General features: G+C 66.1%; 23 protein-coding genes. 5 read left to right on the plus strand and 18 right to left on the minus strand.

What is annotated here, in order from left to right:
- Nucleotides 1–15: 15 nt before the first annotated feature.
- Together ACP7AG_RS04330 and ACP7AG_RS04335 are read right to left on the minus strand one after the other, a co-directional pair.
- Nucleotides 16–2,370 (minus strand): family 20 glycosylhydrolase, encoded by a 2,355-nt coding sequence (locus tag ACP7AG_RS04330; RefSeq protein ID WP_426029905.1) that lies wholly within the window; start codon nucleotides 2,368–2,370, stop codon nucleotides 16–18.
- A 212-nt stretch (nucleotides 2,371–2,582) separates the two neighbouring features.
- Nucleotides 2,583–5,369: a TonB-dependent receptor gene (locus ACP7AG_RS04335; protein ID WP_426029906.1), complete on the minus strand. Its 2,787-nt coding sequence runs from the start codon at nucleotides 5,367–5,369 to the stop codon at nucleotides 2,583–2,585.
- 258 nt (nucleotides 5,370–5,627) lie between these two features.
- Here ACP7AG_RS04335 and ACP7AG_RS04340 point away from each other — a divergent pair, with 258 nt between their 5' ends.
- Genes ACP7AG_RS04340 through nagA form a run of 3 tightly spaced genes read left to right on the plus strand, consistent with a single transcriptional unit; the run spans nucleotide 5,628 to nucleotide 8,660 of the window.
- Nucleotides 5,628–6,371, plus strand: coding sequence for a GntR family transcriptional regulator (locus ACP7AG_RS04340; RefSeq protein WP_426011008.1), 744 nt, complete (start codon nucleotides 5,628–5,630; stop codon nucleotides 6,369–6,371).
- A 58-nt stretch (nucleotides 6,372–6,429) separates the two neighbouring features.
- Complete coding sequence (locus ACP7AG_RS04345) at nucleotides 6,430–7,521, plus strand: SIS domain-containing protein (protein ID WP_426029907.1); 1,092 nt, start codon at nucleotides 6,430–6,432, stop codon at nucleotides 7,519–7,521.
- Nucleotides 7,521–8,660: an N-acetylglucosamine-6-phosphate deacetylase gene (gene nagA / locus ACP7AG_RS04350; protein WP_426029908.1), complete on the plus strand. Its 1,140-nt coding sequence runs from the start codon at nucleotides 7,521–7,523 to the stop codon at nucleotides 8,658–8,660. Before ACP7AG_RS04345 ends, nagA begins: the two co-directional genes overlap by 1 nt.
- 200 nt (nucleotides 8,661–8,860) lie before the next feature.
- On the opposite strand, the gene ACP7AG_RS04355 is transcribed toward nagA, so the two are convergent.
- From ACP7AG_RS04355 to ACP7AG_RS04415, 13 genes are all read right to left on the minus strand, one after another.
- Nucleotides 8,861–11,824, minus strand: a complete 2,964-nt coding sequence (locus tag ACP7AG_RS04355) for a TonB-dependent receptor (protein WP_426029986.1) — start codon at nucleotides 11,822–11,824, stop codon at nucleotides 8,861–8,863.
- Between the two features lie 342 nt (nucleotides 11,825–12,166).
- Complete coding sequence (locus tag ACP7AG_RS04360; protein WP_426029909.1) at nucleotides 12,167–12,640, minus strand: chemotaxis protein CheE; 474 nt, start codon at nucleotides 12,638–12,640, stop codon at nucleotides 12,167–12,169.
- Nucleotides 12,637–13,230: a response regulator gene (locus tag ACP7AG_RS04365; RefSeq protein WP_426011000.1), complete on the minus strand. Its 594-nt coding sequence runs from the start codon at nucleotides 13,228–13,230 to the stop codon at nucleotides 12,637–12,639. The genes ACP7AG_RS04360 and ACP7AG_RS04365 overlap by 4 nt, the downstream gene beginning before the upstream one ends.
- A 4-nt stretch (nucleotides 13,231–13,234) precedes the next feature.
- Nucleotides 13,235–13,624 carry a chemotaxis protein CheU gene (locus ACP7AG_RS04370; RefSeq protein ID WP_426029910.1) on the minus strand — a complete coding sequence of 130 codons (390 nt, stop codon included), beginning with the start codon at nucleotides 13,622–13,624 and terminating at the stop codon, nucleotides 13,235–13,237.
- A 4-nt stretch (nucleotides 13,625–13,628) separates the two neighbouring features.
- Entirely contained in the window at nucleotides 13,629–14,192 is a 564-nt protein-coding gene (locus tag ACP7AG_RS04375; RefSeq protein WP_426011300.1) for a chemotaxis protein CheD, read from the minus strand.
- A complete protein-coding gene (locus tag ACP7AG_RS04380; protein WP_426010998.1) occupies nucleotides 14,192–14,581 on the minus strand; it encodes a response regulator in 390 nt (129 codons plus the stop codon). The genes ACP7AG_RS04375 and ACP7AG_RS04380 overlap by 1 nt, the downstream gene beginning before the upstream one ends.
- Nucleotides 14,582–14,585: 4 nt before the next feature.
- Nucleotides 14,586–15,611 (minus strand): protein-glutamate methylesterase/protein-glutamine glutaminase, encoded by a 1,026-nt coding sequence (locus tag ACP7AG_RS04385; protein ID WP_426010997.1) that lies wholly within the window; start codon nucleotides 15,609–15,611, stop codon nucleotides 14,586–14,588.
- Nucleotides 15,611–16,495 carry a CheR family methyltransferase gene (locus ACP7AG_RS04390; RefSeq protein ID WP_426010996.1) on the minus strand — a complete coding sequence of 295 codons (885 nt, stop codon included), beginning with the start codon at nucleotides 16,493–16,495 and terminating at the stop codon, nucleotides 15,611–15,613. Before ACP7AG_RS04390 ends, ACP7AG_RS04385 begins: the two co-directional genes overlap by 1 nt.
- Nucleotides 16,496–16,963 (minus strand): chemotaxis protein CheW, encoded by a 468-nt coding sequence (locus ACP7AG_RS04395; protein WP_426010995.1) that lies wholly within the window; start codon nucleotides 16,961–16,963, stop codon nucleotides 16,496–16,498. It abuts the gene before it with no gap.
- Between the two features lie 5 nt (nucleotides 16,964–16,968).
- On the minus strand, nucleotides 16,969–19,242 hold the full coding sequence (locus ACP7AG_RS04400; protein WP_426029911.1) for a chemotaxis protein CheA: 2,274 nt from the start codon (nucleotides 19,240–19,242) through the stop codon (nucleotides 16,969–16,971).
- A 45-nt stretch (nucleotides 19,243–19,287) separates the two neighbouring features.
- A complete protein-coding gene (locus tag ACP7AG_RS04405) occupies nucleotides 19,288–19,653 on the minus strand; it encodes a response regulator (RefSeq protein WP_426010992.1) in 366 nt (121 codons plus the stop codon).
- Nucleotides 19,650–19,937 (minus strand): STAS domain-containing protein, encoded by a 288-nt coding sequence (locus ACP7AG_RS04410; protein WP_426010991.1) that lies wholly within the window; start codon nucleotides 19,935–19,937, stop codon nucleotides 19,650–19,652. Before ACP7AG_RS04410 ends, ACP7AG_RS04405 begins: the two co-directional genes overlap by 4 nt.
- Nucleotides 19,937–21,901 (minus strand): methyl-accepting chemotaxis protein, encoded by a 1,965-nt coding sequence (locus tag ACP7AG_RS04415; protein WP_426029912.1) that lies wholly within the window; start codon nucleotides 21,899–21,901, stop codon nucleotides 19,937–19,939. The genes ACP7AG_RS04410 and ACP7AG_RS04415 overlap by 1 nt, the downstream gene beginning before the upstream one ends.
- 367 nt (nucleotides 21,902–22,268) lie before the next feature.
- On the opposite strand from ACP7AG_RS04415, the gene ACP7AG_RS04420 reads away from it, so the two are divergent.
- The gene (locus ACP7AG_RS04420; RefSeq protein WP_426010988.1) at nucleotides 22,269–22,580 is read left to right on the plus strand and encodes a hypothetical protein; all 312 of its coding nucleotides are present in this window, start codon (nucleotides 22,269–22,271) and stop codon (nucleotides 22,578–22,580) included.
- A gap of 254 nt (nucleotides 22,581–22,834) precedes the next feature.
- Here the strand turns inward: ACP7AG_RS04420 and ACP7AG_RS04425 are convergent, their stop codons facing one another.
- The 3 genes from ACP7AG_RS04425 to ACP7AG_RS04435 all read right to left on the minus strand — a co-directional run bounded on the left by ACP7AG_RS04425 (nucleotide 22,835) and on the right by ACP7AG_RS04435 (nucleotide 25,875).
- Nucleotides 22,835–23,983 (minus strand): acyl-CoA dehydrogenase family protein, encoded by a 1,149-nt coding sequence (locus ACP7AG_RS04425; protein WP_426010987.1) that lies wholly within the window; start codon nucleotides 23,981–23,983, stop codon nucleotides 22,835–22,837.
- A gap of 76 nt (nucleotides 23,984–24,059) precedes the next feature.
- On the minus strand, nucleotides 24,060–25,478 hold the full coding sequence (locus ACP7AG_RS04430) for an amino acid permease (RefSeq protein ID WP_426010985.1): 1,419 nt from the start codon (nucleotides 25,476–25,478) through the stop codon (nucleotides 24,060–24,062).
- Between the two features lie 139 nt (nucleotides 25,479–25,617).
- Nucleotides 25,618–25,875 carry a DUF6356 family protein gene (locus ACP7AG_RS04435; RefSeq protein ID WP_426010983.1) on the minus strand — a complete coding sequence of 86 codons (258 nt, stop codon included), beginning with the start codon at nucleotides 25,873–25,875 and terminating at the stop codon, nucleotides 25,618–25,620.
- Between the two features lie 118 nt (nucleotides 25,876–25,993).
- Between ACP7AG_RS04435 and ACP7AG_RS04440 the strand changes: the two genes are divergently transcribed.
- Nucleotides 25,994–26,461, plus strand: a complete 468-nt coding sequence (locus ACP7AG_RS04440; protein ID WP_426010982.1) for an Lrp/AsnC family transcriptional regulator — start codon at nucleotides 25,994–25,996, stop codon at nucleotides 26,459–26,461.
- The last annotated feature ends 182 nt before the right edge of the window (nucleotides 26,462–26,643 follow it).

Consider the following 26,643-nt stretch of genomic DNA (forward strand, 5'->3'; position numbering starts at 1 on the left):
CTGCTTTCCGAAACTTTAGTTCTTGCCGCTCTTGCCGGCGGCCGTCAGCGTCACCTGGTCAAGCACCAGGGTCGGCTCCACGCTGCGTGCTGTAAAGCTCAGACACAGGTCGTGGACCCCGTCACGCCTGGGCAGCGCGCCCGAGACCGTGGCCAGGCCCGGTCCGCGCGCGGCGGCGCCCAGCGGGATGGCGGCGATCCGCTCGCCCGCGCAGCCGTCGAGCCGGACTTCGAGCTCGCCGTCCGGCGTAGAGGGATCGCGCAGCGGGATCTTCCCGCGGTCGGCGCCGATCTGGAAGTTGAACGGGACCTGGCCGATGCGGGCGGACAGTTTGACGGCCTTGGACAGATCCGCGCCCTTCCACACCCAGCAGGCGTTCATCAGATTGACCGCGAACACGGCGCGGGGGCCGGCCCCGGAGCCGCTTGCTGGCGCGTCGTCCTCGAGCGAAAGGTTGATCCCGTCACCGCACAGCTCCAGTTGGTGGCTGGTGCGCGTCTGCGCCGCCAGCAGGCTGATCGGGTAGTCGCGAACGCGGCCGAGAGCCTGGCCATCGAGGAAGGTCCGCGCACGGATCGTCTGACCCGGCGCGACGGCAAGGGGGGCGACATAGGTGGTCGAGGACGAGGTCGGCGCCTTGCCGTCGGTGCTGTAGCGAACCTCACCAAGCCCCAGACCGGAAGCCAGAGCGACCGAGACCTTTCCGTCGGCGGCCGGCCTCAGCGTCGCCTGCGGCTCATAGGGCACGGTGTCGTGGGCCACGCCCAGTGCGTCGAGCCGCGCGGTCTCGGCCGGCAGTCGGCCTGCGAAATCGGCCCAGTCATGGCGGTCGCGCGGCGTCCAGCCGTTTTCGGCCAGGGCGACCAGGCGCGGGAAGCTCATGGCCTCCAGGCGCTCATCGGTGCGCATGTGCTCGGTGAAGGCCGTGGCTTCCAGCCCGAGAATGTGATCGCGCTGGGCGTCGGTCAGGGCGGCCGGCGCGGCGTCGAAATCGTAGATGTCCTTCAGGCTGGTGATCTTGATCCGGCCGGGCGGCTCGTCGGCGGAGGCGCTCTGGCGGCGGTCGAGATAGAGGGTGCTGTCGGGCGCCAGGACGGCGTCATGGCCCTGGGAGGCGGCGGCCACCGCGCCCTCCACGCCGCGCCAGGACATGACTGTGGCGTTGGGGGCAAGGCCGCCCTCGAGGATCTCGTCCCAGCCAATCATCCGCCGGCCTCGGCTGTTGATTTTCTTCTCGGCCCGCTGGATGAACCAGCTCTGCAGCCCGTGCTCGTCCTTGACGCCCAGGGCCTGGATCTGGGCCTGGACCTCGGGACTGGCCTTCCACTGGTCCTTGACCGCCTCGTCGCCGCCGACATGGACATAGGGCGAGGGAAACAGGTCCATCACCTCGTCGAGCACGTCGTTGAGGAAGGTGAACGTCGGTTCCGTGGGCTTGTAGAGATAGGGAAACACCCCCCAGTCGCCCATGGCCTCGCGCGGCGGGGTCTTGGTCATGCCAAATTGCGGATAGGCCACCAGCGGCGCCAGGGCGTGGCCCGGCATCTCGATCTCGGGGACGATGGTGATCCCGCGCGCGGCGGCATAGGCGACGAGGCCGCGCACCTGGTCCTGAGTATAGAAGCCGCCGTAGCGGGTGGCCCTGCCGGTCTTGGGATCGCGGCCCGCCGCGCCGGCCGGCACGCGCCAGGAGCCTTCCGAGGTCAGCTTCGGGTACTTCTTGATCTCCAGCCGCCAGCCCTGATCGTCGACCAGGTGCCAGTGCAGGACATTGAGCTTGTGGGCGGCCATGGCGTCGAGGATCGTCTTGATCGTCTCGACGCTCTGGAAGTGGCGGGCGCTGTCCAGCATGAAGCCGCGCCAGGCGAAGCGGGGGGTGTCGTCGATGCTGACGGCAGGCAGCAGAGCCGGGCCCTTGGCCGCGTCGGTCACGGCCAACTGCCAGACGCTGACCGCGCCATAGAACAGGCCGGCGCGCTTGGGAGCGGTGATGATGACGCCGGTCGGGTCGATGTCGAGGTCGTAGGCCTCGGCCGTGTCGCTGGATGTGGCTCCCCGCGCCAGCACGATGGCGGCCTCGCCGGCGGCCGGCGCGCCCTCGGCGACGGCCAACTTCAGGCCTCGGGCCTTGAACAGCATGTCGGACAGCTGCCCCGCCACCATCTTGGCCTCGACATCGCCCTTGGCGACAAGGATCCGGGTCTTGGCGGTGAGGGCGAAGGTCCCCTGCCCCAGCTTCGCCCGGGCCGGCGCGGGGGTGAGGGTCATGGCCGGCCCCTTCACCGGCGAGGCGGCGAGGCCGGTCGAGGCAAAGGCCAGGACGGCGAGCGAACTCACGACGGCGGCGAAGGGCTTGGAGACGAGGATCATGCGAGGGCGCTCACGCTGACGGGCGGCAAAAAGCGGGCGGAGCGTGTGACCGCTCCGCCCCAGCTCCGTGCTTGCAGTCAGGAAGACTTGGATTGCGATCGGCGGCGAGCGGACAGGTCATGCGGTGATCCTGGACCATGGCGCCTCCGATGCAACGATCTTGGGAGGAAGGACGGGACCTTCGGCGCGAAGCCGAAGGTCCCGGTAAGCCACTAGAACTTGAAGCGGACGCCGCCGAACACCATGCGACCGTTCTTGTAGATTCGGGCCGGACGGTTTTTGTCGTTGTCGTAGTTCTCGGTCATCTTCTCGTCGGTGAGGTTAATCGCATCGACGCTCAGCGAGATGTTCTGCGTCAGGTTCACGCTGGCCGAGGCGTCCAGTGACTTGATCGAGTCCGACCACAGCTGCCGGAAGCCGCGCTCGGCGTCGTAGTCGACGAAGAACTTGGACCGGTAGTTGTAGGACAGGCGGGCGCTGAAGCGCTCGTTCTCGTAATAGCCGCTGATGTTGGCGATGGTCTTCGAGTTCGAAGGCACCGGCACGCCCGAGGCCGACGAGGCGTCGGAGTAGGTGTAGTTGGCCAGTACGCCGAAGCCATTCCACAGAGGTTTCTGCAGGCTGATTTCGATACCCTTGTTCTCGCCGCCGGCAACGTTGATCGGGCGACCGATACGGTAGTTACAGGTGTAGAGGTTGGCGCCGGTCAGAACGCACTGGTTGGCGGCGTTGGTGATCCGCGCATCGGTCGGGTCGTTCAGCTGAAGCGGCTGGCGCTCCGAGAACGCGCCCTGGACGATGTAGGTCGAGATGTCCTTGTAGTAGAGGCCGACCGCCAGGAGCGATTGCGGCGCGAAGTACCATTCCAGCGACACGTCGTACTGGTTGGCCCGGTAGGGATCCAGGTTAGGATTGCCGCCGCTGCCGGTCAGCAGAGACTCGGTCAGCGAGGTGAACGCGGCCATCTGGGCGTAGTCCGGACGCGACAGGGTGCGACCGGCGGCCAGACGCAGAACCAGGTCATCATTGATGTCGAACGAGAAGTTCGCGCTCGGCAGGATGTCCGTATAGTTCTGGCCGGCGTCGACCGGAGCGATCAGGCCGAACGGGTTGTTGACCGCGCCGGCGGTGCCAGCGGGTACGCCAACCTTCCAGGCCGAGGTCTCGACCTTGGTCTGCACGACTCGTAGGCCGACGTTACCGCGCCAGTTGTCGCCCTTGAGCTTGCCCAGGACGTAGCCGCCGAAGGTCTTCTCGTTGAACGTGAAGCTTTCCAGCGGGCCGAAGTGATCGCAGTTCAGCAGACCGTTGCAGCCGGCCGCCTGCGTGCCGCCGATCGCCGAGTTCCACACCGCCGCCTTGGGCAGGGCGGCGTAGATCGCCTCGATCTTGCTCTTGTCGGCGGTCAGATAGCTGCTGATGACGCCGGGACCCTTGATGCCGTCAAGATAGTCGCTGGGCGTCAGGCCGCCTTGCACATCGGCCAGCGTACATTTGTGGCCGCCGCAGGCAGTGGCGCCCGGAGCGGTCCAGGGCAGCAGAGCGCGGCGCTGACCGTAGGTCTGGTCAACTTCGCGATCGTGGTCGGTGTATTTCAGGCCGAACTTGACCGACGTGAAGGCGCCGGCGTCCATGAACTTCTCGCCGTCGACGAAGGTATAGAACTCGTTGTCGTCATTGGCGGTGGTATTGGCCGAGGCCCAGCCCAGCTCCATCTCGTCATCGGCCGTGGCCGGATTGATGGTGGAGAACGACACCTTGGGCAGGCCGCCCGACAGGTCGTAGGTCAGGCCTGTGGCGGCGCTGGTTTCCCAAAACGGCTGCAGGTCGGTGGCGCCCTCGGCGTCGGTGTAGCCGATGCGGGCGTGGAAGGTCCAATCGTCGGCGGGACGGTAGGTGGTGTCCAGGTCAACCGAGCGAACCTGGGTGTGGGCGATGCGGTCGATGGCGTCGAACACCACACCCTGGCCGCCAATGGCGTTGAAGGTGCCCTTGGTCGCGGTGCCGTTGCTGAGTTGCTGGATGTTGAAATTGGCGCCGGGCGTGCCCAGGCCAGAGATCTTGTTGGTGATCCAGGCCATGTAGTTCTGGTTGATATTGTCGGCGTCCATCTTCGAATAGAGGCCGGTCAGGTTCACATCCAGCTTGTCGGTCGGTGACCACTGGACGCCGATGTTGGCGCCGCGGCGTTCGCGGGTCTGCTTGAAGAAAGACGAACCGATCAGGCTGGGCGTCACCGCCGTCTGGCCAGCGGGGAGGCCCGTGACATTGCCCGAGGCGTTGGTGACATTCTCGTAGCCCAGCACCTCGATACCGTCGCGGCGGATCTCGCGCTTGTCATAGATCAGGCCGCCCAGGACGCCGAAGGTCTTGGCGTCGTTGTGCCAGCTGAGCATGGCCGAGGCGGTTGGCGTCTTCTTGTCCGACTTCTCGTCCCACACGCCTTGCACCGAACCCGAGATCGAGAGCGGCGCCAGGTCCAGCGGGTTGCGGGTGTGCACATTGACGGTCGCGCCCACGCCGCCTTCGTCGATATCGGCGACCGGGCTCTTGAAGACCTCGACCTTGCCGACGATTTCCGATGGCAGCATCAGGTAGTTGAAGCTGCGGCTGGCCTTGAACTGGTCGAGAATGAACCAGTCGGCGGTGGCGACCGCGTGACCGTTCAGCAGGGTGCGGTTCAGGGTGGGGGCGGTGCCGCGAACCGAAATCCGCTCGCCTTCCCCGAACTCGCGTTGAATGGTGACGCCGGGAACGCGTTGCAGCGACTCCGCCACGTTCTTGTCCGGGAACTTGCCGATGTCTTCGGCGGTGATCACGTCGATCACGGCGTCGGCGTTGCGCTTGGCGTCGACCGAAGCCTGGAGTGAAGCGCGAATGCCGGTGACCACGACCTGGTCTAAGGTGGTGGTTGTATCCTGCGCGAAGGCGGGCGCTGCGACCATCACCGCCAGCACGCTGGCGGACGTGGTTAGAATGGATTTGTGGAAATTTCTCATACTCGGCCTCTCCCCTTTTTCCAGGCCCTCAGGCCTGGAGCCGAACCCCAAGCCCAATCCGATACCAATTATTCTGCAGACATCCGCAGAACGCGGTACTTCTCAGGCCTCGGAGGTGAACTGTGACGAAAATTTATCGGATGACAAGGCCAAAAAAGAACCAATTACAGACCATGTTCTTATTGGTACCAAAATGGTCATATGCTATCTCGGTGACCACGGGGTGGCGCGGTTTTGCGCGGGGGTGGCGAATTGACGATGTTTTCTGAAAGGATCGGGGGGCTGGACGGAAACGGCCAGGGTCACGCCCCGCTCTATAAGCAGTTGCAGCGCGCGCTCCGGGACGCCATCCAGAAGAAGATCCTGGGGCCCGACGACGCCCTGCCGGCCGAACGCGACATGGCCGAGGAATTCAGCATCTCGCGAATCACCGTTCGCAAGGCGCTGGACGGCCTGGTCAGCGAAGGCCTACTAACCCGTCGCCAAGGGGCCGGCACCTTCGTCGCCGCCCGGGTGGAAAAGAGCTTCTCCAAGCTGTCGTCCTTTACCGAGGACATGATCTCGCGCGGGCGCACGCCACGCAGCGAATGGATCAGCAAGGCCCAGGGCACCGTCACGCCGGAAGAGTCCATGACCCTGGGCCTGTCGCCCGGCACGCCGGTCTATCGGTTCGCCCGTATCCGCTACGCCGACGGCGCGCCGATGGCGGTGGAATACACCACCGTCGCCGCCTTCGCCCTGCCCTCCGCCGAGGCGGTGGGCACATCGCTCTATGAGGCGCTGGAGGCCACCGGCCACCGGCCCGTTCGCGCCCTGCAGCGGCTGCGCGCGGTGCTGTTCAACGCCGAGCACGCAGAGCTGATGGGCGTGCCCGTCAAGGACGCCGGCCTGCTGATCGAGCGCCGCGGCTTCCTGAAGGATGGCCGGGCCGTCGAGGTCACCCAGTCCTATTACCGCGGCGACGCCTATGACTTCGTCGCCGAACTGAACGCCATCGCCTGATTGGAAGGGGCCCCAAGCGGGTCCCATGCCAGCGCTCTGATCTAAAGGAACGCCTGCCTTGGAGGCTAACGTCTTGACCCGACCCGCACCCCCCGCCGAGCACTCCACCGGGCATGGGCGGCTGACGGCGGAATCCACCCGCATGTTCCTTGAGGCAGGCCAGGCCTCGCACGTTGTCGCCGCCCAGCTGGGGGCCAACGCCGCCCGGGCCGAGAAGATCGCCGCCCGCCTGCGCGCCAGCCCGCCGCGCGCCGTGGTGACCTGCGCCCGGGGCAGCTCGGACCACGCCGCCACCTTCGCCAAATATCTCGTCGAAACGCGCACCGGCGTCCTGACCTCGTCGGCCGCCCTTTCGGTCAGCTCGGTCTATGCCGCGCCTCAGGGCCTGGATGGCGCACTCTACCTGGCCATTTCGCAGTCGGGGCAGAGCCCGGACCTGCTGTCGGCCGTGCAGGCCGCCAAGGAGGCCGGCGCCTTCACGATCGCCCTGGTCAATGACGTGAACTCGCCCCTGGCCGCGCTGGTCGACGAAGTGCTGCCGCTGCACGCCGGACCCGAACTGAGCGTCGCGGCCACCAAGTCCTATATCGCCGCCCTGGCCGCCATCGCCCAGCTGGTGGCTGCCTGGACCGAAGACGCCGAGCTGACCGCCGGGCTCGCCACCCTGCCCGCCTTGCTGGCCCAGGCCTGGACCCTGGACTGGACCCCCGCCGTCGAGCGCCTCAAGCTGGCCCGGAACCTCTATGTGCTGGGCCGGGGCGTGGGCTATGGCGTGGCGCAGGAAGCGGCCCTGAAGTTCAAGGAGACCTGCGGCCTGCACGCCGAGGCCTTCAGCGCCGCCGAGGTGCTACACGGCCCAATGGCCCTGGTGAAGCAGGGCTTTCCCGCCCTGGTGTTCGCCCAGAACGACGAGAGCCGGGGCAGCGTCGACGCCATGGCCAAGGGCCTGGCCGCGCGTGGAGCCGACGTGCTCCTGGCCGGCGCCGGTGAAACGGGCGCCGGGGTCCTGCCGGCGCTCGCCGCCCACCCGGTGATCGAGCCGATCCTGATGATCCAGAGCTTCTACCGAATGGCCAATGCGCTGTCGGTGGCGCGCGGCTACGATCCCGACAGTCCGCCCCACCTCAACAAGGTCACAGAAACCGTCTGATGCAGCTTGTTCTCGTTAATGGCCGCATCCTGACGGAAGACGGGATCGTCGATGGCAAGGCCGTGACGATCCGCGACGGACGGATCGAAGGCGTCTTGGACAGCGCTGACACGCCAGTCGGCGCGACGCGCCACGACCTGGACGGCGGACTGCTGGTTCCCGGCTTCATCGACACCCAGGTCAATGGCGGCGGCGGGGTGCTGTTCAACGACCACACCACGGTCGAGGCGATCGAAGCGATCGGCGCGGCGCACAGGCCCTATGGCACCACCGGCTTCCTGCCGACCCTGATCAGCGACGACCTGGCCGTGGTCGACGCGGCCATGCGCGCCACCGAACAGGCGATCGAGGCGGGCGTGCCCGGCGTGCTGGGTATCCATATCGAGGGTCCGTTCCTCAATGTGAAGCGCAAGGGCATCCACGACGCCGGCAAGTTCCGGATCCTCGACGACGAGGCCGTGGCGCTGCTGAGCTCGCTCAAGCGCGGCAAGACCCTGGTGACCCTGGCGCCCGAGACCACCACGCCCGACATGGTCCGGCGCCTGGCGGCGGCCGGCGTCACCGTGGCCGCCGGCCACACCAACGCCGCCTATGGAACGGTGCGCAAGGCGCTGGACGCCGGCCTGACCGGCTTCACCCACCTGTTCAACGCCATGTCGCCTCTGACCAGCCGCGAGCCTGGCGTGGTCGGGGCGGCGCTGGAGAGTCTCCACGCCTGGTGCGGGATCATTGTCGATGGCCGCCACGTCGATCCCGTCGTGCTGCGCATCGCCCTGCGCACCCGTCCCTTGAACCGCTTCATGCTGGTGACCGACGCCATGCCGACGGTTGGCATGATCGACAAGAGTTTCGACCTTCAGGGCCGCCACATTCGCGTGGTCGATGGCGTCTGCGTCGATGATCATGGGACCCTGGCGGGCTCGGACCTCGACATGATCGGCGCGGTGCGCAACGCCATCTCGATGATGGGCCTGACCCTGGAAGAAGCGGTGATGATCGCCTCGCGCGCTCCGGCCGACTTCCTGGGCCTGGCGGACGAGCGGGGGACCATCGCGGCCGGCCTGGCCGCCGATCTCGTGTTGCTCGACGACGCCCTGAACGTGCGCGAAACCTGGATCGACGGGGTCTCCAGCCTCTAGAGCATTTCCCGACCTGACTGCGTCAGGCCGTGAGCTCTAATCGTTTGTTTTAACGCGTTTTTTTTCACGCGAACCGGAACCACTCGCTCGAAGAATGCTCTAGTCCACTGTTCCGGACAGGCTCCCAAGTTTTCCACAAACGCAAAAAAGGCGCCGGTTTTCACCGGCGCCCTTGGTCGTTTTCGGGGAGGAAAGGCGACCTAGAACTTGTAGCGCACGCCCAGATAATACTGGCGACCGAAGTGCACATACTCTTCCGAGCTCATGCGCGTCGAGTCGTCGACCTTGCTGTCTTCCTGATCGGTCAGGTTAATGGCTTCCAGGGTCACCGTGAACTTGTCGAACGAGTAGCTCACCTGGCTGTCGAGGTTGAAGGTCTTTTCCTTGATCCGCACGTCGTTGTTGTTGGTCGCCGTAGGGGCCACTTGGATCAGGTAGGCGTCGCGATAGGAGCCCGAGATCCGAGCCTTGAAGCCGGCGTTTTCATAATAGAGCGTGAGGTTGTAGGCGTCGGGCGACAGGTTGACCAACGGCTGGGTGACCATCACCGCCGGCGTCAGCAGGGTTCGCGGCGTTCCAGCCGGAGATCCAGCAGGCACGCCGTAGGTCGGAGCCCTGATGATGTAGGCGATGTCGCTCTTGACGTGGGTGTAGTTCGCGATCGCGCCAAACTTGTCAAACGGGGCCGGCAGGAAGGTGAACGGACGCTGGGCGCTGAGTTCGAAGCCCTTCAGCTTGCCGCCGGGGCTGTTGACATTGGTCGTCACGGTGAACGGGGTCGAGGTGGTGTTGCCGTTGGTCAGCAAGCTGGCCGGCAGCCCCGTTTCCGAGAACGGCATCACTTCGGCCGTCTGCTGGATGTACGACTTGATGTCCTTCTGGAAGAAGCCCGCCGACAGCAGGGTTTCCTTGTCCGGATACCATTCGAAGCTCAGGTCAAGATTGTTGGCCAACATCGGATCGAGATCCGGATTGCCGCGGGTCAGGGTCTGGGCGGTCTGGCTCTGGGCGGTAAAGCCCGGCGTCAGGTTTTGCAGTTGCGGACGTGTCATCACCTTGGCGGCGGCGAAGCGGATGAAGAAGTTCTCCATCGGCTGAACCGAGACGTTCAGCGCCGGCAGGGTATTGTGGTATTCGCGGCTGACCGACTGGACGGCGTCCGTCGCGAGCTGTTCGGACAGGTTGCCGATCGGAGTGGCGACCGTGACAGGGACGTTCCCGGCGTTGTAGTGGCCGAGCGCGGCCTGGTCGGTCTTCACATAGCGCACGCCGAGATTGCCGCGCACCGGCATGTTGAAGAGGTCGTAGTCAAAGTCACCCTGGATGTAGAAGGCGGTGTCCTTCTCGGTGATTTCACGCAGCGCGCCCAGCTGGTTCAGGACGCTGAGACGGAAGTCGCCGTTGGCGTTGATGCAGTTACAGTCGTAGCCGATCACCTTCTTCAGCTTGTCGAGGTCGGGCGCGATCCAGGAGGTCGGAACGCCGGCCGGCACGTCGAGGCCACGGCCGAAGCCGGTGATCAGGCGTGAGACGTCGGCGACGGTGACGCCGGCGGGCAAGGCGAAGCCGGCTTCGGCCGTGAAGGTGGTGCCGACGCCCGGGGTCAGATTGCGCGAAAACAGGCGCTGCTCCGACGAGGAGAAGCCGTATTCCTTGTAGTCGCCGCCGTAGCGCAGCTTGAAGCCGTTGAAGATCTCGTAATCGACGTCGGCGCGGAAGGTCTTGAAGGTATTGACCGCCTTGCTGGGACGCAGGCGCAGCAGCGAGGAGTCGCCGAGGGTATTGCTGGAGCTGTAGACGAAGTTGGCTGGATTGGTCGGGTCGAAACCGTAGTTCAGGGTCGGGAGATTCTGATCGACCGAATAGTCGTAGCTATAGCCGTCGGTGTTGTAGCGGTCGAATGAGAAGGTCGTTTGGACCGGGTTGTCCTGGATCGAACGCGACTGGCCGTAGACGACGTTCAAGTGGCCGGCGTCGCCGAACTTGGTGTCATAGGTCAGGGTGAACTGGTTGAATTCGGTCTTCAGGTCGTCGTGGCGATATTCGACGCGCGCATCGACATCGTCAAACGTGCCCTTGATTAGCTGACCCTTGTCGTCGGCCTGGAAGCTGACCACGTCGGTCTGCGGCAGGCCTTGGCCGCTGCGGCTGAACGAGATGGTTTCCAGATAGGTCTCGTCGCGATTGTTGGTGAACTTAGCCAGCAGGGCGTCAAAGCTCAGGGTCGAGTTTTCGGTCGGGCGCCATTGCAGCGAGCCGGTCACGCCCAGGCGCTTCTGGTCATATTGCAGGCGGCCATAACGCGGGATGCGCGGGTGCCAGAGGTTGTTGGCCGTGCCGGTCGCGGCGGTGGTCGTCGGGGTGGTGCCGCCAACAACCGTTCCGATCTGGGCGCAGGTCAAGGCCGGACCGCTGACCGGGTTATAGGCCGGGGCGGTGCAGGGAAACGCGGTAGACGAGTTGAAGGCGACGCTGGGGTTTTCCCAACGGCCGGTCGAGGAGCCTTCTTCCAGCGTCTTGCGCTCGGCATAGGCCACTGAGATCAGGGCGCCGATTTCGCCGATGCCGGTGTCCCAGCGCCTGCTGGCCAAGGCGGTGAAGCGCGGGTCTTGCTTGCGCGACAGGTCGTTCCAGCCAAGCTTGGCGCCCATGCTCAGGGCCGAGCCGCTGAAGTCGAACGGACGCGAGGCCTGCAGGTCGATGATCGCGCCCAGCGAGCCTTCTTCATTGATGGCCGAGGTCGACTTGCGCACGGTGATGCTGTTGAACAGTTCCGAGGCGAAGATGCTGAAGTCGAACTGGCGGCCGCGGTTGGCGCCGCCCGAGCTGTCCTTGCCGCCGGTGGTGGCCAGGGCCTCCAGGCCGTTCAGGCGCACGACGGTGAAATCCGGACCCAGGCCGCGAACGGTGATCGAGCGGCCTTCGCCGCCGTCACGATCGATCGACACGCCCGGCACGCGCTGCAGCGACTCGGCCAGGTTCAGGTCGGGGAAGTCGGCGATATCCTGGGCCTTGATGACATCGACGAGGTCGTTTTCACGACGCTTGATGTCGAGGGCGTTGGCCAGGCTGGCCCGGAAGCCGGTGACGACCACTTCCTCGACCGCCGTATCGTCGGCGGGGGCGGCGGCCGGAGCCGTTTGAGCGGCGGCCGCGCCGGCCATGGCCAGCACCAGGGCGATGGCGCTCGTCGAGACACCAAACTTGAGAGCGCGAGCGCGCCCCTTAAAAACCTGAGACAATGGTTCCTCCTCCCGTAACCACTTTTTTTAAACGACGCTTTCGCGTCGCCCGGCCGAAGTGTGCAATCGCGCTTCCTTCCAGCGCGGCTGCTTCCTCGAGCCGTCTAATTCTGACACCGGTGTCACATCAGCATGTGACGTTGTCCTGACACCGGTAGCAATGAAACCGGTACCAAATGAAACCACCCTCTACAAGATGGCTAGAAGGTGGCGCTGTTTCGCAGCGTGGAAACGTGTCGTTTCGGTCACACGACCCGTAAATGCCTAGTTCGCGTCGTCGAGGCGATGCTGGCTGACCTTGTTGAGTCCGGCGATCACCGCCTGTCTCTGGTCGGCGGTCAATCCTGCCGTGCGCAGCAGACGCAGGGCGTTGATGTGGACGTCGATCGCGTCCCAACGCCAGGCGTTGGCCTCGATGCAATTGTCCACCAGCGCACAGAACGAGATCGCCGCCTGATCGACGCAGGAACCCGGGAGAAAGCCCGAGACGTCGATGATGCGCAGCGCCAGGACATACAGATCCTGGAAGGTTTCGCCGGCGCGGGTGGCCGAGGCTGGCTTGCCGTAGCGGGCGTCGATCTCGGCCAGGGCGGCGTCGAGCACCGCCATGGACTCGGCCCGCAGGGGCTCGAGCGCCGCCTCGGCCGCCTTCAACGCGTCCTGAGCCATCGGACCGCCGGCGGCCTTGATCAGCATGGACAGGCGGTTGGGGGCGCGGAACTTTCGGACGACGCTCATGAAACGACCTTCGCGGCGGGCGCCGAACCATCGGTCGGGGCTTGGGATTCAGCGGGCGGGCGGCGAGCTTCGGGCGGGTCGTCGCGACGACGGCCCTTGGTGTCAGCAGGCGGTCCATCGTTCTTGAAGCGCCGGTCTGGCCCAAGATAGCTGTCGCATTCTATGAACTGGCGCTCTTCCTTGGCCGCCCAGAGGATGCGCTCAAGCAGCACCTTGGGCGCGATCGGCTTGGCGACCGTGAAATTGGCGCCGGCGTCGCGCGCCTTGAACACCTGGGAGGGCGGCGTGTGGCCCGAGACGAGGATGACCGGCAGGTAGCGGTTGGCCTCCAGCGCGCCGCGCCGCAGCCAACGGACCAGTTCGTAGCCGTCGATCGCGGCCATGTTGGTGGCGCTGATGATCAGGTCGAAGGTGCGCTCGCGCAGCAAGGCCTGAGCGGACTTGGCGTTGTCGGCCCGCTGCAGTTTCTTGATGCCGAACCCAAGGATGATCTGGGCCAGCAGGTTCAGCGACGCGGGGCTGTCGTCGACCAGCAGGACGCCGACCTTCTCCAGATTGATCCGGGCCGAGGCCTTAAGCGCTTCGGGCATGATTTTAGAAGAAATCGAGTTCGCCGGCTTCGGCGACCCAACCCTTGTGCGGCTCGGCGTTGCGCAGACGGACCACCAGGTCGGCCAGGCCAAGGCCTTCCAGCAGGGGCTCGATGGCCATGTTCCACTCCCCCGAGGCGTGCTGGCTGATCCGCGACAGCACGTCCGACAGGCCGTGCAAGCGCTGGCTCAGCTCGTCGAGGGCCTGCAGGCGCGACAGGCTCTCGAGGGCCGCGCCGCCGCTGGCCAGGTCGCCGGCGATGTGTTCGCAGTCCCGGCAGATCGCCGCCGCCGCCTGCAGTTCCGCCGCCAGCCGACGCGAAAGCTCGCCCACCGGGAGCTGATGGTCCGGGATGACAAGACTGTCGGATAGGGGCAGCGGCTGGGCGATCATGAGGTCAGAACAGCTCCAGGTCGCCGCCGCTCGCGGCGGGCGCGGGGGTGGGACGACGGACTTCGGTCGGGGCGTTGTCGACGGCGACCAGGCGCTGGCGAACCCGGCCGGACGCGGGCCAGAACTCGACCCGCCGGGCCGAAAGCCCGCCGGTGCTGGACGAGACGATCGGAATGCCTTCGTCGCGCAGGAAGCGCTCGGCGAATTCGGCGTTGCTGGCGCCGACGTCCGAGAGGCCGTCGAACAGCTTGCCGCCGCCGAAGATCTTGGCCTCAAGGCGGTCGCGGCGCGCGCCCTTCTTCAGCAGACCGTTGATCAGCAGTTCCATCGCATAGGCGCCGTAACGGACGGCGTCGCCGTTGTCGTTATTGGCCCGGCCGCCGGTATCGGGCAGCAGAAAGTGGTTCATGCCGCCGATACCCGTGGTCGGGTCGCGCAGGCAGGCGGCGATGCACGAGCCCAGCACGGTGGTCATCACCACCGACGGATCGGACGACACATGGCTTTCGCCCTGGGTGACATGGACCTTGATCGCGGGTCCGGAGTCTTCAGCGTGAGCCTGCGCCATCATGTCAGTTGCCCGAAGACTTGTTCGATCTTGTCCCGCAGGCCTTGGACCGTGAAGGGCTTGACGCAATAGTTGTTGACGCCGAACTGCACGGCGCGCTGGACCAGCTCGCGGTCGGCCCGGCCGGTCAGCATGACGAAGGCGGTCTGGCGGATCGGCGGGTGCGAGCGGACCGCGCGCAGCAGGGCCAGGCCGTCCATCTTCGGCATGTTGAAGTCCGAGATGACCAGGTTGGCAGGCTTGGACAGGAGTTGCTTGAGCGCCTCCTCGCCATCCGGCGCCTCGCGGATATCCTTGAATCCGATCTGCTGCAAGGCGTTGCGGATCAACGCCCGCATGGTCAGCTGGTCATCGACGACGAGAACGGAAATGGTGTTTGCTAGGGGCATGGGTTCATCGCCTCGCGGAGGCCAGATCGAGGATTGTTTGGCCCATGGAGGACAGGGAAACCTGCTTCTCCACCGAGCCGAGCTCAAAAGCCGTTCTGGGCATGCCGTAGACGACGCAACTTTGCTCGTCCTGGCCCAAGGTGCGGGCGCCGGCCTTGCGCATGGTCAGCAGGCCCTGCGCGCCGTCGCGGCCCATGCCGGTCAGGATCGCCCCGACCGCCTTCTCGCCGACGGCCTGGGCTACCGAGTTGAAGAGCACGTCGACCGAGGGCCGGTGACCTGTGACCGGGTCGCCCTGGGTCAGGCGGCAGCGCAGCCCGGCGGAACGGACGACTTCCAGATGGGTGGCGCCGCCCGGAGCGACATAGACCTTGCCCGGCTCCAGCAGGGCGCCGTCGACGGCTTCGGCCACCTTGGCGCCGCTGGCCCGGTCGAGCCGCGCGGCGAAGCTGGCGGTGAAGGTCGCCGGCATGTGCTGGGTGATCACTGTCGGGGGGCAGGTTTCGGGAAACAGGCTGAGGATCGACAGCAGGGCTTCCACCCCGCCGGTCGACGAGCCGATCGCCACGATGTCGCCAGAGGGCACGTAGTCCTTGCGCCGCACGGCCGGCTTGTCGTCGGGCTTGGTGCGGACCGAGGCCCGCGCTGCGGCCTTCACCTTGACGGCGACCTCGTTGAGGGCGTCGGCGGTGTTGGTCGCCAGCGTCGGCTTGGCCACGCAGTCGACCGCGCCGAGCTCCAGGGCCCGCAGGGTCATCTCGGCCCCAGCCTGGGTCAGGCTGGAGACCATGACCACCGGCATCGGGCGCAGGCGCATGATCTTCTCGAGGAACTCAATGCCGTTCATGTTCGGCATCTCGATGTCGAGGGTGACGACGTCAGGGTTCAAGGCCTTGATCATGCCGCGGGCCTCGAACGGGTCGCCGGCGGCGCCGACCACCTCGATGTCGGGGTCACGGTTGAGAGCGGCCGTGATCAGGCCCCGCATGGTGGCGGAGTCGTCGACGACGAGAACGCGAATCTTGGGCATCAGCGAGCTCCTGCCTTGCGATAGGCGGTCAGGCCGGCGCTTTCAAAGGCCGTGACCGAAGCGCCGACGCGCTCGGAATGGCCGACATAGAGCTTGCCATGCGGGGCGACCAGCGGCGCGAAGCGCTGCCAGACCCGCTCCTGGGTGGGCTCGTCGAAATAGATCACCACGTTGCGGCAGAAGATCGCGTCGAACTGACCCTTCATCGGCCAGCTCGGGCCATTGAGGTTCAGCTCGCGGAACGACACCATCTGGCGCGCAGCCTCGCAGACCCGGAAGCTGCGGCGGTCGCTGGCGTCGCGCTCGAAATACTGGTTGCGCATGTTGCCCGGAATGCCTTCGAGGAGCGTCTCCTCGTAGACTGCGGCCCGACCGGTCGCCAGGACGTTGGTGTCGATGTCGGTGCCCAGGATCCGGATGTCGAGGTCGGCCGCGTTCGGCCAGACCGACAGCACGGTAAAGGCCATCGAATACGGCTCCTGGCCCGACGAGCTGGCCGCCGACCACAGGCGCAGGCGGCCGCCGGCCCGCACCTTGTCGGCCATGGGCTCCAGGATGTTGGCGCGCAGGTCGTCGAAGTGGTGGGGCTCACGGAAGAACCGGGTGACGTTTGTCGTCAGGGCCCGCAGCATGTGCTGCTGCTCGTCCACATTGCCGTCCTGCGCCACGAAGCTGCAGTATTCGGTGAAGGTCTTCAGACCCAGGGTGCGCAAACGCTTGGCCAGGCGCGAATAGACCAGCGTCGCCTTGCTGTCGGGCAGGCTGATGCCCGCCTGATCATACAGCAGGGCCGCGATCCGCTTGAAGTCGGCGTTCGTAAAGGCGAACTCGCCATCGACGAGGGCCTCGCGGCGATCCGAAAAGGAGGTTGAAGGCGTGGTCATCTAGGCGGCCAGGGCCTCGCGTTCGGGGAGCAGGCGTTCCAGCGAGATTTCGCTGATCATCCGGCCCTCGATGGAAATGATGTTGCGCACGAAGTGGCGGACGTTCTCGCAGGCGATGTCGGGCGTCGGCTGGCACATCTCGTCGGTGATCGACAGGATGTCGGACACCGCATCGACCAGCAGGCCGACCGTGCGGTCGCCGGCCTGAACCACGATGAACACGCTGCGGACACTGGGCTCGGTGGTCGGCATGCCGATCCGGCAGGCCAGGTCCATGATCGGCAGCACCGCGCCACGCAGGTTGATCACGCCGCGCATGTAGCTGGGCGATTGCGGCAGCGTGGTCGCCGGGCTCCAGCCGCGGATCTCGCGGACGGCCATGATGTCCACGCAGTATTCCTGCTCGCCCACGCGGAACGAGATCAGTTCGCGGGTCGCGGCGCTGGGGGTGGTGTGGTGCTCGTTCATCGGGCTCATTCTGCGGCGATGAGAGTGGGATCGGACGGCAGCGGCGGGCTGCGACGGCGCAGGTTGATCACCGCGTCGACGTCCAGGATCAAGGCCACGCGGCCGTCGCCCAGGATCGTCGCGGCGGCGACGCCCTCGACCTGCTGGTAGTTCTGCTCCAGCGACTTGATGACCACCTGGCGCTGACCGTGGATGGCGTCGGCCACCAGGGCGGCGCGCGAGCCGTCTTCACCTTCGACCAGCAGCACCACGCCCTCGGTCGGCGACGGCGACTTGCTACGGTAGTTCAGGGTCAGGCCCACATCGATCAGCGGTACGAAGCTGTCACGCACGGCCAGGACTGAGCCGGTCGGACCCAGGGGCCGGATTTCCTCGGCCTTGGGCCGCAGGCTCTCGACGATGCAGGCTAGCGGAATGACCAAGGTCTCGCCCGCCACGTCGACCACCATGCCGTCGAGGACGGCCAGGGTCAGGGGCAGGCTGAGAGTGAAGGTCGAGCCCAGGCCGGGGCGCGAGGTGATCGAGATGCGGCCGCCCAGCGCCTGGACGCTGCGCTTGACCACGTCCATGCCGACGCCGCGACCCGAGACGTCCGAAATCTTGTCGGCGGTCGAGAAGCCCGGCAGGAAGATCAGGTTGTCGATCTCCTCGTCGGTTAGGGTGATGTCCGGAGAGATCAGGCCCTTCTTGACGGCGATCGACAGCACCCGCTCGCGGTTGATGCCCTTGCCGTCGTCCTGGACCTCGATGACGATCCGGCCGCTGCGGTGCAGGGCCGCCAGGCGCACGACGCCTTCGGGATTCTTGCCGGCCGCCTTGCGCTCCTCGGGGCTTTCCAGCCCGTGGTCTATGGCGTTGCGCAGCATGTGGGTGATGGGATCGGCCAGACGCTCGATGACCGTCTTGTCGACCTCGGTATTCTCGCCGTCCATCACCAGGCGGGCCTGCTTGCCCGTCATGTTGGCGACTTCGCGGACCAGGCGCGGCATGCGCTGGAATACCGACTTCACCGGTTGGGCGCGGATGGCCATCACGCTGTCCTGGATCTGGCGGGTGAGCTGTTCCAGCTCATCCAGACCCATGGCCAGGTTGGAAGAAGGGGCGATGCCGTATTCGCCGACGCGTTGGGCCAGCATGGCCTGGTTGATCACCAACTCGCCGACCAGGTCGATCAGGTGGTCGATGCGCTCGGGATCGACGCGGATCACCGACTGGCCGGGACCGGGCACGTCGATCTGGGCCGGCTTCGCCGCCGAGGGGGCGGCCGCCGGGGCGTTGGCGGCCACGGGCGGCGCGGCGGGCGGCGGCGCGGAAACGGAGGCCGGGGCAACGACGGGGGGGGCGACCGCGACCGGCTCCGGGGCGATTGGCTCGAAAGCGGGCTCTTCAGCGATCGGCGCCGGGGCGTCGATGTCCAGCAGGCCGGCCAGCACGTCGGCGACCGGCGATTCGCCGCGGGTGATTTCCAGTTCGCAGTCGCCGTCGACGAATTCGAAGACTTCGCGGATCGCCTCTTCGCCTTGGTCGGTCTCGACCCGGACGCTCCAGGTGATGTAGGCGGCTTCGGCGTCGAGGAATTCCAGGGTCGGCAGGGCGCTGTCGTCCAGGGTCGCCTGGATCGGACCGAGGCGCGCCAGCTCGCGCAGCAGCAAGCCGGTCTCGTTGGCCTTGCGATAGAGGTCGGACTTCGGGCGGATCGACACGGTCCAGACATTGTCCAGCACGGCGGCGTCCTCGGCCTGGGCGTCCAGGCTGATGGTCATCGGCTGAAAGCCGAAGTCCATGTCGTCGTCGTCCATCCCGTCGTCGGCGCCGATGACGAGGGGGGTGAAAGCGATGCCCATCTCGTCGTCGACCGGGGCGACCAGCACGGCGACGACGGCGGGGGCCGTCGAAGGATCGGTGACAGCCTTCAGTTCAGCGGCCATGGCGGCCGAGACGTCCATGTCGACCACGCCCAGGCCGCGAGCGGCGTTGACATGGTCGGCCAGCACGTCCGAGGCGCGCAGCAGCAGAGCCGTGAGGTCAGGGCTGCTGGGAATCTCGTTGGAGCGCAGCGCGTCGAGAAGCGTCTCGAACACGTGGGCGAAGCGCACCAGCGGTTCAAGGCCGAAGGCTCCCGCCCCGCCCTTGATCGAGTGCACGGCGCGGAAGACGGCGTTGACGGTGTCGCTATCCTCGTTGCCGTCCTGCATGGTCAAGAGTCCGCCTTCAAGATCCGCGAGGAGTTCCTCGCATTCCTGAAAGAAGGTGACCTTGATGGCCTCTAGCTCGTCCATTCCCCGACTTCCTACAAAGCGTCTTTAGTACCTAGAGCTCGACGATCAGGCCGCGACGCGGCGGATGGCTTCGACCAGCTTCTCGGGGTTGAAGGGTTTGACGATCCAGCCGGTGGCGCCGGCTTCACGGGCCCGCTGCTTCTTGCTGGGGTCGCTTTCGGTGGTCAGGACCAGGATCGGGATGGCGCGATAGTCGTCATCGACCCGCACCGCCTCGATGAATCCGAAGCCGTCCAGCTTGGGCATGTTGATGTCGGTGATGATCACATCGGGTCGGTGGGCCGCGAGGACCTCCAACCCGTGCTCGCCGTCGACGGCTTCGACGACATTGAACCCGGCTCCGGCGAGAGCCATGCGCAGCATGTCCCGCATCGTGCGCGAATCATCGACCGTGAGGACAGTACGCGTCACGATGCAGCTCCTTGGAAATCGGCCTCGAACAACGCCCCTTGGGCGCCGAACAGGCGGGTGGTTTCGATAAAGACCTCCGAAGGGGCCGTGATCGAGAAGGGTTTTCCGTCTTCCGCCCAGGCTTTCCGGGCGGCGATCAGGACTTGTAGGCACAGGCCGCCGAGACGGCGAACCTGGTCGGCGTGGACTTCGATGTCCTGGCCGCGGCGTTCGACGAACGCCTGCTTGAGGGGGCCCGAGGCCTTGAGATCAAGGGTTTCGGGCAAGGCGATGGCTGTCGACATCAGAACTCCTCCCAGCCGTCTCTGGCCGGGGCCGCCGCGCTGGCGGCTCCGCCACGACCGGGTCGTGCGAAGGTGTTGAGGCGGGCCCGCTGCTCGGCCACCGGATTGGCGGCCGGCGCGTGGTAGGCGGGATCGGCCATCTGCGGACGGCCGGTCTGCTGGCGGCCGTCGCCGACCCGGAAGCGACCGATCAGCCGCACCAGCTCGCCGGTCTCGCCCTTGAGAGAGTGGGTGGCGGCGGTCGATTGCTCGACCATCGCGGCGTTCTGCTGAGTGACCTGGTCCATCTGGTTGACGGCCGTGTTCACTTCGTTGAGGCCGGTCGCCTGCTCGGCGGCCGAGGCGGCGATCTCGGTGACCAGGGCGTCGATTTCGCCGACCTTGGTGACAATGCGCTGCAGGGCCTCGCCGGTCTGGCCGACCAGGTTGACACCCGAGGCGACCTGCTGGGTCGAGGAGGAGATCAGGGTCTTGATCTCCTTGGCCGCTTCGGCGGAGCGCTGGGCCAGGGCCCGCACTTCCTGGGCCACGACCGCGAAGCCTCGGCCCGCGTCACCGGCTCGGGCGGCTTCGACGCCGGCGTTCAAGGCCAGAAGGTTGGTCTGGAAGGCGATCTCGTCAATCACACCGATGATCTGGCTGATCGACTGCGAGGACTTCTCGATGGCGCCCATGGCCGAGACGGCCTCGTGCACGACCTGGCCCGAATGGGTGGCTTCACCGCGGGTGCTGGAGACCACTTCCGAGGCCTGCTTGGCTCCGGCGGCGGTGCGGCGCACCGTGGAGGTCAGCTCGTCAAGGGCGGCGGCGGTCTCTTCTAGCGAGGCGGCTTGTTGCTCGGTGCGGCGCGACAGGTCGTCCGAGGCGTGGGCGATCTCGTCGGCGCCGGTGCGCAGGCCATCCGTCGAGGCCGCGATAACCTTGATGGTTTCCTGCAGCTGGGCGATGGCGGCGTTGAAGTCGTCCTTCAGCTTGCCATAGTCGCCCGGGAAGTCGGCGGCCACGCGGAAGGTCAGGTCGCCCTTGGCCAGGTGCTCCAGCGCCTCTGCCAGCGACGACACCACCAGGGCGGTCTCGCGGGAAGCGGCGGCCGTGGACTCTTCCTTGGCGCGACGCTCGTCGGCCGTCATGGCGGCGTTCTTTTCCTGCTCGGCGCGCATCTGCTCCAGATGCAGCTGATTGTCGCGGAACACCTTCAGCGAGCGGACGATGGCGCCCAGCTCGTCGCCGCGGGTCATCTTGTCGAGGTCGATGCTGTTGTCGCCTTGCGAGAGCTTCTCGGTCGCGCCGGCGATGTCGCCGATCGACTTGCGGGTGGTCATGACGGTCAGGAAGGCCAGCGTGCCGACGGCGAGCAGGGTGATCAGCGACATGATGATCGTGGCGCTCATCGCGGCGGCGGCTTCGGCCTGGCGCTTGGTGGCCTGCTGGGTGGCGCGGCCGGCGGCGTCGTCGACGACCTTCTGCAGCTGCGCGGCCATCTTGACATAGGTATCTTCGAAGCTGCCGGCGAAGCTCATGGCCATGCCGGTGTCGACGTCGATCATGCCGCTGACGGTGTCGATGGCGCTGCGGCATTCGTCGAGCGACTTGACCAGCGAGGCGATCTTCGGACGTTCGGAGGCGGGCAGCCGCGCCGAGAGAGCCTTCATTTCCTTGCTCAGGCCATCGAACTCGGCGAGCAAGGCGGTAATGCGCGGTCCGGCCGGCGGCGCCATCGGGTCGGCCTTCGAGGCCAGGATCTGGTAGAGCGTGCCGTGCGCCTTGGTGATGCGACGCGACAGCGACTGGATGTCGCTGTTGATCCGCATGTCCTGCTCGACGACCTGCTTGAGCGCTGCCGACTGGCTCTTCTGCACGACGATCGCGCCGCCGGCCATCAGGGCCAGCATCAACAGGGCGAACGCCGGCGCGAAGCCGATTTTGATGATCAATGGAAGATCGACGAGCCGGAAGCGCTTCATCGCAGTTGTCCCCTCTTGAGGTGATCCGTGCGCACGGATCACCAACGTCTAGGGGGATCATCACGGTATAATCCTAACAGTTCCTGACTTTGGTTAAGCCTGATTAGCCGCAGGGGGTGTCGCACCCCCGAAAAACACCTCCGACGCCTTTTAAGGAATGGGACGCCACGCCCGCATGCGAGAGTCTTTTAGAGAGTTGGTTCAAGTGAAAGCACAGTCGCTGTTGCATTAGACTTGGTTACCGAGAAGTAAAAGAAACATTCTTTCGATGACTCAGAATATTTTAACTCGCACCTGCGAAAAACCTAAGGCGTCCAGACGGACGCGACCGTCCGAAGGGCGTGACAACTCTATTAGGAGCAGCGGGATGAAATATCCGATCGCTTTTGCCGCAGGAATCGCTGGCAGCTTGTTCGTGGCTCAAGCGGCTTCCGCCGCCGGTGGCTTCGAAGACCAAATGGGCCGTTGCCTGCAACAATTCGCCAACACCCGCGACGCCGCCCAGGTGATGCTGGAATGCACCGCCGACGCCGGCAAGCTCTCGGCCTGCAAGGTCGTGGACAACAGCGCCGCGGGCAAGGGCTTCGACAAGGCCGCCATGTGCATCGCTGAAAAGCTGCCGATGGGCGCCAAGACGGGCACCGTGAAGGTTCCTTTCCGCTTCCCGGGCGGCGCGTAACTTCAAGTTCCCTTCCAGCTTTCCGGGGGGATCTGAAACACGCCTCTGCGGGCCCTGCGCGGAGCGTCCTTACCGGGGACGCTCCGCGCAGGGCCCGCAGAGGCGTTTCGCGTTTCTGGGGGGTGTATCAGGCTCCGCCCCGGATGGGGGCGGACAGGCGGCGAAGCCGCCAGGTGGTAGCAAGTGTCTCTCACCGTGCAGCGAACACTTGCCCCCTCCGGGCCTACGGCCCTCCTCCCCCAGAGGGGGAAGAGCTAACCGCCCCGCTTGAGCGTCTCGCGGGCGACGATCAGCTGCTGGATCTGGCTGGTGCCTTCGTAGATCCGGAAGATCCGCACGTCGCGATACAGCCGCTCGATGCCGTAGTCGGCGACATAGCCGGCCCCGCCGAAGATCTGCACCGCGCGGTCGGCCACCCGTCCCACCATTTCAGAGGCGAACAGCTTGGCGGCTGCGGCCTCCAGGGTGACGTTGTCGCCGGCGTCGCGCTTGCGGGCTGTCTCGAGAACAAGAGCTCGGGCCGCCAGGGCTTCGGTCTTGCTGTCGGCGATCATCGCCTGGATCAGCTGGAAGCTGGAAATCGGCTGGCCGAACTGCTTGCGTTCGCTGGCATAGGCCACGCAATCAACCAGCAACCGCTCGGCCACGCCGACACAGACTCCGGCGATGTGCAGCCGCCCGCGGTCCAGCACCTGCATGGCCACCTTGAACCCCTCGCCCTCCTCGCCCAGCCGGTTCCAGGCCGGGACGCGGACATTGTCAAAGGTCACGTCGTGGATATGGGCCCCCTGCTGGCCCATCTTCTTCTCGGGCTTGCTCACGGAAAGACCAGGCAAGCCGCTGGGCACCAGGAAGGCCGAGACGCCCGAACCGCCCTTGGCGTCGGGATTGGTGCGGGCCATCACCGTGAACAGCGACGCCTTGCCGGCATTGGTGATGTAGCGCTTGGAGCCGTTCAGGATGTAGTCGTCGCCGTCGCGGGTGGCGCGGGTCTGGACGGCGGCGCTGTCGGAGCCCGCCTCGGGCTCGGTGAGGGCGAACGAGGTGATGATCTCACCCGACGCGATGCCCGGCAGCCACTTGGCCTTCTGTTCATCCGTGCCGAACATCACCAGCCCCTGGCTGCCGATGCCGACATTGGTGCCGAACACCGAGCGGAAGGCCGGCGAGGCGCGGCCCAGCTCGATCCCGACCAGGCATTCCTCTTCCATGTTGAGGCCCAGCCCGCCGAAGTCCTCGGGGATCGACAGGCCGAAGAGGCCGAGCCCCTTCATCTCCTCGACGATCTCGGGCGGAACGGCGTCGTCCTCGGCCACCTTGGCCTCGATCGGCCGCAGCCGCTCGGTCACGAAACGGCGGACCATGTCGATCAATTGGTCGCGGGTCTCGAGGTCCATGGCCATGGCGCTTCCTTCCGGCTTCAAACACTTGTTTTGAAGCGACTGTAGCGATGGCGGGGCGGAAGGGAAGAGGTGGGTGCTAACCCGCCCGCGCCAGCACACTCTTGCGCATGCCGTAGGCCACATAGACCAGCGCCCCGATGACATGGGCGCCGAGGAAATAGACCTGGGTCTTCTGAGGCAGGCTGTAGAACAGGTACAGGCAGCCCAGGATGCCCGCCGGCGCCACCACCTGCCACAGGGGCGTCGAGAACACCCGGGGCCGGTTGGGTTCGCGGCGGCGCAGGATGATCACCGAGGCGCCCACGGCGATGAAGGCCGCCAGCGTGCCGGCATTGGCCAGTTCGGCGATCTCCTTAAGCGACAGGAAGCCCGACAGCAGGGCCGACAGGGCGCCGGTCAGCAGGGTCATCAGCACCGGCGTGCCGGTCTTGGCGTTGACCTTGGCCAGGCCGGCGGGCAGCAGGCCGTCGCGGGCCATCACGAAGAAGATCCGGCTCTGGCCATACATGAAGGCCAGGATCACCGTGGGCAAAGCGACCACCGCAGCCAAGGCGACCAGTTGGGCCATCCTGGGATGGCTCAGGGTTTCGAGGATGAAGACCAGCGGGGCCTCGCTCTTGGAGAACACCTCGGCCCGGGAGGCGCCGATCGCGACCCCGGCCACGACCATATAGATCAGCGTGCAGATCAGCATCGAACCGACGATGCCGATGGTCAGGTCGCGCTTGGGGTTCTTGGTCTCCTCGGCGGCGGTCGAGACGGCGTCGAAGCCGTAGAAGGCGAAGAAGATCAGGCTGGCGGCGGCCATCACCCCCACCTTGGCGCCGGCCGGCCCGGCGTCCGCCAGGGTGTGGGCGGCGAAGCCGTTGGGCATGAAGGGCGTGAAGTGGCTGGCGTCGAAGGCCGGCAGGGTCAGCACCACGAAGGCCGCCAGGGCCAGGATCTTGATGGCCACCAGCACCAGGTTGACTGTGGCGCTCTCCTTGGTCCCCAGGGCCAGCAGCCCCGCCACGGCGAAGGAAATGATCACCGCCGGCAGGTTGACGATCCCGCCCTGGTGCGGTCCGGCCAGCAGGGCGTGCGGAAAGCCGGCCGCCTGGAACAGGCCCTGGGCGTGGGCCGACCAGCCGACCGCCACGGCCGCGCAGACCAGGGTATATTCAAGGATCAGGCTCCAGCCGACGAACCAGGCCACCGGCTCGCCCATCGCCACATAGCTGTAGGTATAAGCGCTGCCCGAGGCGGGAATCATGGTCGACAGCTCGGCATAGCAGAGCGCCGCGCAGGCGCAGACCGCCCCGGCGATCAGGAAAGACAGGATCACCCCCGGTCCCGCCAGCCCCGCCCCGACGCCGGTCAGGGTGTAGATCCCGGTGCCGACGATGGCCCCGACGCCCAAGGCGATCAGGTGGTACCAGCTGAGCGTCTTCTTCAGGGCGTGGGCGGGATCGCCGGCGGCGGTGTCGATCGCCTTGCGGCGCGTCCAGATGCTCAAGGTGTTCTCCCGACTCTTGGCGGCGAGGATGGGTCAGCGCGGCGGGCTCGCCAAGGGGGAGATTTCGCCGCCGCCAGCGACGCTTTCTGACAGGCCCGTGCAGCGGAAGTCACAAGTCCTCCCCCCGTGGGGGAGGACGTCAGATCACCGCGTCGAAGGCGGCCCAGTTGGGGACCTGCACCTCGGCCCCCGCCTTGCGGCCCCGGTTGGCGATGCGGGTGTAGAGCAGCTTCACGCAGCGGCTGCCGGTGGTCTCGAACAGGAACGGGAAGATCCCGTGGGCGAAACAGGCCAGGCCGCCCAGCAGCATGGGGAAGGCGAAGCTCCAGGCCATGGCCATGTGCTCGCCATAGGTCTCGTCGACCGAGCGCGGATGGCGGGTGAAGGCGTCGAACATGGAAGGTCCCCGGGTGAGTCGCCCCATGATCCCCGATTTGCCGAGAATGACATCGTCCCAGATCACCCGTCATGGCACTAAAGGAGAATTTGGTTCTCCTGATAGGCATGTTTGAAGAATGACCTCGCTAGATCAGATCGATCGCCGGCTGCTGGCGATCCTGCAGCAGGACGCCACCGTCCCGATCGCCGAACTGGCCGAGCGGGTCGGGCTGTCCCAAACCCCGTGCTGGAAGCGGGTCAAGCGGCTGCAGGACAGCGGGGTGATCACCGCCCGCGTCGCCCTGATCGACCGCGAGGCCCTGGACCTGTCGCTGACGGTGTTCGTGGCGGTGAAGACCGGCCGCCACGACGATGACTGGCTGGCGACCTTCGCGGCCGGGGCAAAGGCCCTGCCCGAGGTGGTCGAGTTCTACCGGATGAGCGGCGACGTCGATTATCTGCTGAAGGTCGTGGTCCGCGACATCGCCGCCTATGACCGCTTTTACCGCCGCCTGATCGCCACCGCGCCGCTGACCGACGTGTCGTCGAGCTTCGCCATGGAGCAGATCAAGTTCACGACGGCCCTGCCGATCGCGACGGGATAAGAGTTATCCACAGGGCTGGCGTTGTTCAGCCTCCGTCTCCGTTTGGGGACAGGCCCATGGGCCTGTCCTCCGCCGTCGCACGACGCTCCATCCCCAGGCTTCGCGCAACAGACTATAACGAATCCGGTTGCTTACACAAAAACGCAGGTTTCCGATGCTCACCCCTGCGGGATGACCGCATT

Origin of the sequence: Caulobacter sp. DWP3-1-3b2 (assembly GCF_049896325.1) — a bacterium.
GTDB lineage: Bacteria > Pseudomonadota > Alphaproteobacteria > Caulobacterales > Caulobacteraceae > Caulobacter.

Coding starts and splice junctions, on each gene's coding strand:
- ACP7AG_RS04330 (WP_426029905.1), bottom strand. CDS start 2,370: ATGATCCTCGTCTCCAAGCCCTTCGCCGCCGTCGTGAGTTCGCTCGCC.
- ACP7AG_RS04335 (WP_426029906.1), bottom strand. CDS start 5,369: ATGAGAAATTTCCACAAATCCATTCTAACCACGTCCGCCAGCGTGCTG.
- ACP7AG_RS04340 (WP_426011008.1), top strand. CDS start 5,628: ATGTTTTCTGAAAGGATCGGGGGGCTGGACGGAAACGGCCAGGGTCAC.
- nagA (WP_426029908.1), top strand. CDS start 7,521: ATGCAGCTTGTTCTCGTTAATGGCCGCATCCTGACGGAAGACGGGATC.
- ACP7AG_RS04355 (WP_426029986.1), bottom strand. CDS start 11,824: ATGGCCGGCGCGGCCGCCGCTCAAACGGCTCCGGCCGCCGCCCCCGCC.
- ACP7AG_RS04360 (WP_426029909.1), bottom strand. CDS start 12,640: ATGAGCGTCGTCCGAAAGTTCCGCGCCCCCAACCGCCTGTCCATGCTG.
- ACP7AG_RS04365 (WP_426011000.1), bottom strand. CDS start 13,230: ATGCCCGAAGCGCTTAAGGCCTCGGCCCGGATCAATCTGGAGAAGGTC.
- ACP7AG_RS04370 (WP_426029910.1), bottom strand. CDS start 13,624: ATGATCGCCCAGCCGCTGCCCCTATCCGACAGTCTTGTCATCCCGGAC.
- ACP7AG_RS04375 (WP_426011300.1), bottom strand. CDS start 14,192: ATGGCGCAGGCTCACGCTGAAGACTCCGGACCCGCGATCAAGGTCCAT.
- ACP7AG_RS04380 (WP_426010998.1), bottom strand. CDS start 14,581: ATGCCCCTAGCAAACACCATTTCCGTTCTCGTCGTCGATGACCAGCTG.
- ACP7AG_RS04385 (WP_426010997.1), bottom strand. CDS start 15,611: ATGCCCAAGATTCGCGTTCTCGTCGTCGACGACTCCGCCACCATGCGG.
- ACP7AG_RS04390 (WP_426010996.1), bottom strand. CDS start 16,495: ATGACCACGCCTTCAACCTCCTTTTCGGATCGCCGCGAGGCCCTCGTC.
- ACP7AG_RS04395 (WP_426010995.1), bottom strand. CDS start 16,963: ATGAACGAGCACCACACCACCCCCAGCGCCGCGACCCGCGAACTGATC.
- ACP7AG_RS04400 (WP_426029911.1), bottom strand. CDS start 19,242: ATGGACGAGCTAGAGGCCATCAAGGTCACCTTCTTTCAGGAATGCGAG.
- ACP7AG_RS04410 (WP_426010991.1), bottom strand. CDS start 19,937: ATGTCGACAGCCATCGCCTTGCCCGAAACCCTTGATCTCAAGGCCTCG.
- ACP7AG_RS04415 (WP_426029912.1), bottom strand. CDS start 21,901: ATGAAGCGCTTCCGGCTCGTCGATCTTCCATTGATCATCAAAATCGGC.
- ACP7AG_RS04420 (WP_426010988.1), top strand. CDS start 22,269: ATGAAATATCCGATCGCTTTTGCCGCAGGAATCGCTGGCAGCTTGTTC.
- ACP7AG_RS04425 (WP_426010987.1), bottom strand. CDS start 23,983: ATGGCCATGGACCTCGAGACCCGCGACCAATTGATCGACATGGTCCGC.
- ACP7AG_RS04435 (WP_426010983.1), bottom strand. CDS start 25,875: ATGTTCGACGCCTTCACCCGCCATCCGCGCTCGGTCGACGAGACCTAT.
- ACP7AG_RS04440 (WP_426010982.1), top strand. CDS start 25,994: ATGACCTCGCTAGATCAGATCGATCGCCGGCTGCTGGCGATCCTGCAG.